The 5,402-nt window shown below is 75.3% G+C and carries 3 protein-coding genes; 1 reads left to right on the top strand and 2 read right to left on the bottom strand.

Translation table 11 applies throughout. From position 1 onward, the window contains the following. Window positions 1–142 precede the first annotated feature (142 nt). Window positions 143–940 (top strand): ESX secretion-associated protein EspG, encoded by a 798-nt coding sequence (locus tag ACFV4N_RS39240; protein ID WP_499677756.1) that lies wholly within the window; start codon window positions 143–145, stop codon window positions 938–940. Here the strand turns inward: ACFV4N_RS39240 and phoU are convergent. Together phoU and ACFV4N_RS39230 are read right to left on the bottom strand one after the other, a co-directional pair. Then, window positions 937–1,605, bottom strand: coding sequence for a phosphate signaling complex protein PhoU (gene phoU, locus ACFV4N_RS39235; protein WP_499677755.1), 669 nt, complete (start codon window positions 1,603–1,605; stop codon window positions 937–939). The genes ACFV4N_RS39240 and phoU overlap by 4 nt on opposite strands. Before the next feature lie 79 nt (window positions 1,606–1,684). After that, window positions 1,685–5,402, bottom strand: a 3,718-nt coding sequence (locus ACFV4N_RS39230; protein ID WP_499677754.1) for an LCP family protein, incomplete at its 5' end; no start/stop codon positions are given.

Below are 5,402 nucleotides of genomic sequence, written 5' to 3'. Positions count from 1 at the left end.
CTGCCGGCATGGCCGGCATGGGCGCGGGCGCCGGCGGCGGCCGCGGCGAGGAGGACAAGGAGCACAAGGCCGCCTCGTACCTCGTGGAGACCGAGGACGTCTTCGGCGACGGCACCATGGTCGCCCCGCCGGTCATCGGCGGGTGAGCGTGTTCTCGTTCACCCTGTCCCACGCGGCGGCCGACATGCTGTGGGAGGACCTGAAGCTCGGCAGCCGCCCCTACCCGTTCGACTTCCCCTACCTCGGGCGCACCACGGACGAGCGCGACGGCATCCGCAAAGCCGTCTACCGCGACCTGGAGTCCCGCGGCCTGGTCCACCGCGGCCGGGTCGCGCCCGAGGTCGAGGAGGGGCTCAACCTGATCGTGCGGTTCGACTTCTGCCTCAACGCGGTCGCCTCGCTGGACGCCCGCAACGTCGAACGCCAGCTGCTGGCCCGGGGCGGCGCGGTCGGTGAGCGCGCCGCCATCGCGGTGATGGACGACCGGCAGATCAAGGTGGACCTGATCCGCTCGCCGGCCCTCGTGCGCGCGTTCGTGGACCTCGTCCCGAACAGCCGCCCGGGTCCCGGCCAGTCGGTCACCGTGCCGATGCCGTCGGCCGCGCCGCCGCCGCGCCCGACCCGCGACGAGGACTTCGGCAACGCCACCTTCACCCGCGCCATGGCGCCGCGCTCCACCGCGGGCACGCAGGTCCGCGCCCTGGAGGCGGTGTTCGAACGGCCCCGGCTGCGCGCCGGCCAGTTCGGCGTCACGGTGCGCGGCAGGCACGGCCGGGAGCAGCGCGCCCCGCAGGTCGCCTGGTTCGACAACGACCAGGGTCGCTACATGTCGCAGACGCGGCAGGGGCAGGACGGCCAGAAGTGGCTCACCCACGCCCCCGCCGACAACGCGCGCATCGCCGCCCAGCTCGCCCAGGAGCTGAACGGCCTGCTCAACTAGGCCTCGTCGGAGCTGCCGCCGTAGCCGGGCATCCGGCCGGTGACCACGAAGACCGTCCGCTTGGCCACCGACACGGCGTGGTCGGCGAACCGCTCGTAGAACCGGCCGAGCAGGGTGGTGTCCACCGCCGAGGGCACGCCGTGCGCCCACTCCTTGTCCATGATCACCGTGAACAGGTGGCGGTGCAGGTCGTCCATCGCGTCGTCGGCGTCCTCCAGCGACCTCGCCCGCGCCACGTCCTGCGTGCGGATGATGTCGGTCGCCTCCCGCGCCAGCTCCACCGCGATGCGGCCCATCTCGGCGAAGTACGGCTCCACGGTGTCGGCGAGCACGTGGTTCGGGTGCCTGCGGCGCGCGGCCTTGGCCACGTGCAGCGCGAGGTCGCCCATCCGCTCGACGCTCTCCGCGGCGTGGATCACCGCGAGCACGATGCGCAGGTCCGTCGCGACCGGCGCCTGCAGCGCCAGCAGCGCGTAAGCCTGCTCCTCGATGCCCGCGCGCAGGTCGTCGATCTTGGTGTCGTCGCCGATCACCTGCTCGGCGAGGGCGAGGTCCGCCCGGAGCAGTGCCCGGGTGGCGTGCTCCATCGCCTCGCCCGCCATCGCGCACATGTCCGCGAGCTGGCCGGCGAGTTGTCCGAGCTGGTCGTGGTAAGCCTCGCGCATGGCCGTCAGCCTACGTGCGGGTCATCGCGGTAGCGACCCACCCCGGTGAACCGGTGGTGAACCCGGGACGTCCAGTCGACTACCCCGCGCACGGGTCGGCGGCGGCGTTCACCACGGACAGGTCCCGGGGCGGTGTGACCTTGCCCGGCTCGCCGGTCGCGGCGCCACCCGGCGCCTGGATGACGCCGTCCCAGCCGGGACCGATCAGCAGCTCCACCGCGCCGCCCATCGACGGGTCGACCACCAGCGTCGCACCGGGCACCGACGCCCTCAGCGTCGCCGCGACGTCCTCGCCGCCCACGCTGTACTTGATGATCGTCTTGTCGGTGGCCTGGCCGTTGCCGCTGATCACGACCTCGTAGCCCAGTGCCTCCAGCTCGTCGCTCGCCAGGCGGGCCGCGCCGGGCGCGTTCTCGTCGCCGTTGCGCACCTGGATCTTCAGGCCCTTCGGGTCGACCACCTTGCCCTGGCGCGGTCCGGCGGGCGGCGACGAAGCCTGCTGCTGCGCCTGGTTCGCGGCCGCGTCGCCGTCGGCCTTCTCCTTGGGCAGCGGCGTGCCGTCGATGATCGCCTGGAACAGCGCCTTGGTCTCGTCGAGCTTGAGGACCTCGATGTTGTCGTCGTTCGACGTCGTCTCGCCCTCCAGCGTCTCGTGCGGGACGGTGACGAAGCTGACGCGGCCCGCTTCGAGGCTGCGCAACGACTGGGCGAGCGTGAGCATGTCGTTCACGCCGATGTTGTCGCCGACGGTGGCCGACGCGAACGCGTTGAGGAAGCCGTTGAGCTTGCTCGGGCTCAGCAGGATGTCCGTCGACAAAGCCTTGCGCAGCAACGCCGACAGGAACTGCTGCTGGCGCGTGACGCGGTCGTAGTCGCCGAACGCCTCGCCGGACACCTTGCGGGCGCGCACGTAGTCCAGCGCCTTGCCGCCGTTGATGTCGTACTTGCCCGCCTTGTCGAAGATGGTGCCCAGTTCCTCGTCGACCATCGGCTTCGGCACGCACACCGTCACCGTGCCGACCGCGTCGACCATGCCCTTGAAGCCGTTGAAGTCGATGCTGATGAAGTGGTTGATCTCCAGGCCGGTCAGCTCGGTCATGAACTTCGCCACGCACTGCGGCCCGCCCACCGCGTAAGGCTCATTGGCCTTCGTGGTCTCGCGCGCCAGGTTCTCGTCGGTGTACTGGCCGCTGTTGGCGTCCCACCGCCGGCACTCGGGCCGCTCGACCTGGAGGTCGCGCGGCACGGACACGACGACCATGCGCTTCCGGTCGGCCGGGATGTGGGCGAGCATCAGCACGTCGGACCGCGCGCCCGGCGCCGCACCCGTGTCGCCGACGCCGTCCTCCGGCCGGGCGCCCGCGCGGGTATCCGAGCCGACGATGAGGAAGTTCTCGTCGCCGAGCTGCTTCTCGGCCTCGTGCACGGCGGCCGAGTTCGAGCCGAGCGCGTCGACGTCGACGAACTTGCTGTCGATGTAGAGCATCGCGCCCCACCCGACACCGGTCGACACGAACACCAGCACGGCGGCGGTCAGCGCGACCGCCTTGACCGTCTTGACGATCTTGCTGTGCTTGGCCGTGCGCCCGCGGCGGCGCGGCCGGTCGTCATCGTCGTCGTCCGGGCCGGCGACCGGCGAGGCGTACTCGGTGGCGTCCTCGTCGTGTTCGGCCTTCCACGGCATGAGCTTCTGGCGGCGCTCCTTGCGCTGCCGCTCCTGCTCGGCGAGCTCGTCGTGGACGGCGGAGAAGCGGGCCAGGGTGTGGTCGACCTCGCGGCGCTTCTTGACGTCGTCGCTGATGGCCTCCATCTCCGTGGTGAGGCTCATCGGGTCGATCTGCTCGCGCGGAGCGGGACCGCCGCCGCTGCCGGGGCGGTCGGCGATCGGGCCACCGGCGCCCTGCTCGGGCGCTTCGGCGGGGTCCTCGGCGAACCGACGGCCGGGCACGTCGACGACGGGGCGCGGACCGCTGCCCTCCGCCAGGCGACGGGGTCCCCGGGCGTCCTCGGGCCGGGGGTGGGGCGCTTCGGGCGGACCACCCGCGGGACGTCGACCCGTGGCGTCGACCGGCGGCCGCGGACGGGGGCCGCTGCCGTCGGGGAGCCGCGGCCCGTCCTCGGCGGCCGCGCGGTGCGGGTCGTCCCCGGGCCTGCCGGGCGCGGGACGTCGACCGGTGGCGTCGGGCGCGGGGCCGTCCGCCAGGCGACGCGGACCGCCGTCCACCGGGCGACGGCCGGTGCCCTCCGGTCCGGGTCCGTCGACCGCGGGGCGCGGGCGCGGACCGCTGCCGTCGGGCAGGCGACGACCGACCCCGGGCACGTCCTCACCGGGTCTGCCCGGCACGTCGGGGCGCGGTACTTCGGGGCGCGGTACTTCGGGACGCGGCCGACGACCGGTGCCGTCGGGCGCGGGTCCGTCGGCCAGGCGGCGCGGACCTTCCAAGTTCTCGGGACGCGGGCGCGGACCGCTGCCGTCGGGGAGCCGGTGGCCGCTCGGGTCCTCACCGGGACGTCCCGGCACGTCGGGACGTCCCGGCACGTCGGGACGGGGCCGGCGACCGGTGCCCTCGGGACCGGGACGCGGTCCGCCGAGGTCGTCCGGGTGGGGTCCGTCGGCGAGCCGGCGGCCGATCGCGCCGGGTGGCACGACCTCGCCGGGGTGAGGGGGGGCGTCGGGGCGGGGCGCGCCCGGGTGGGGCCGCCGACCGGTGCCCTCGGGACCTGGGCGCGGTCCGCCGACCTCGCCCGGGGCGGGCGGGCGCGGGCGCCTGCCGGTGTGCTCACCGGGACGCGGACCGTCGGCGAGCCGCCGACCGGTCCCCTCGGCGGGGTGGGGTCCCGGCGCGCCGTCGAGGTGGTCGGGCCGCGGGCGCGGGTCCACCGGTTGCCGCGGACCGCCGTCCACGGGGCGGCGCGGTGCATCCGCGGGCCGCCTGCCGGGACCTGCCTGCTCCTCGGCGCGCCTGCCCGAACCCGGTGGTTCGTCGGCCGCGCGCCTGCCGGGTCCCGCCAGTTCATCGGCCGCGCGTCTGCCGGGGCCCAGCGGCTCGTCGGCCGCGCGCCTGCCGGGACCCGCCGGCTCGTCAACCATCCGCCTGCCGGGACCTGGCGGCTCCTCGGCCGCGCGCCTGCCGGAACCCAAGGGCTCTTCGGCGGCGCGCCGACCGGAAGCCGGCGGCTCGTCGGCCATCCGCCGACCAGGACCCGCCGGCTCGTTGGCCGCCCGCCTGCCGAGACCTCCGTCCGCGGCACGCCGACCGGGGCCACCTGACACGGGTCCGCCCGCCACGGGTCCGCCCGCCACAGGGCCACCCACCGCGGGGTCGTCCGCGAACCGCCTGCCCTGCGGGCCGTCCGCCGCACCGTCCGGGAAGCGCTTGCCCGCTCCGGCACCGGGGTGGTCGTCGGCGAACCGCCTGCCCGGACCCGCCGGTTCGTCGGCCGCGCGCCTGCCGGGACCCGGGGGCTCGTCGGCGAACCGCCTGCCGGCGGCGTCGGGGCCGGGGACCTCGGGTCGGGCGCGCCGGCCGGTGCTCTCCGCGGTGCGCCCGGGAGCCGGGAACCGCCTGCTCGCCTCGCCGTCGACGTCACCGGGCCCCGCGTCACGCCGGGGATCCGGTCCGCCCGCGTACCCGTTCGCCGGGCGCGGGGCCTCGGAGAAGTCGCCGGGGCGCTCCTCGGCGCGGCGGCGGCGACCGGTGTCCTCCGGGTGCGGTCGGGGCGTCCGGGTGCCGGCGCCCTCGCCCGCGGGCGAGAAGAACTCGTTCGTGGGAGGCGGCGCGGTGGCGCGCCTGCGG

This window comes from Actinosynnema sp. NPDC059797 (genome assembly GCF_042732085.1).
GTDB lineage: Bacteria > Actinomycetota > Actinomycetes > Mycobacteriales > Pseudonocardiaceae > Actinosynnema.
This window is presented reverse-complemented; position numbering and strand designations above follow the sequence as displayed.

Bases quoted from the DNA above. Each gene is read 5' to 3' on its own strand.
- phoU (WP_499677755.1), bottom strand. From the start codon at position 1,605: ATGCGCGAGGCTTACCACGACCAGCTCGGACAACTCGCCGGCCAGCTC.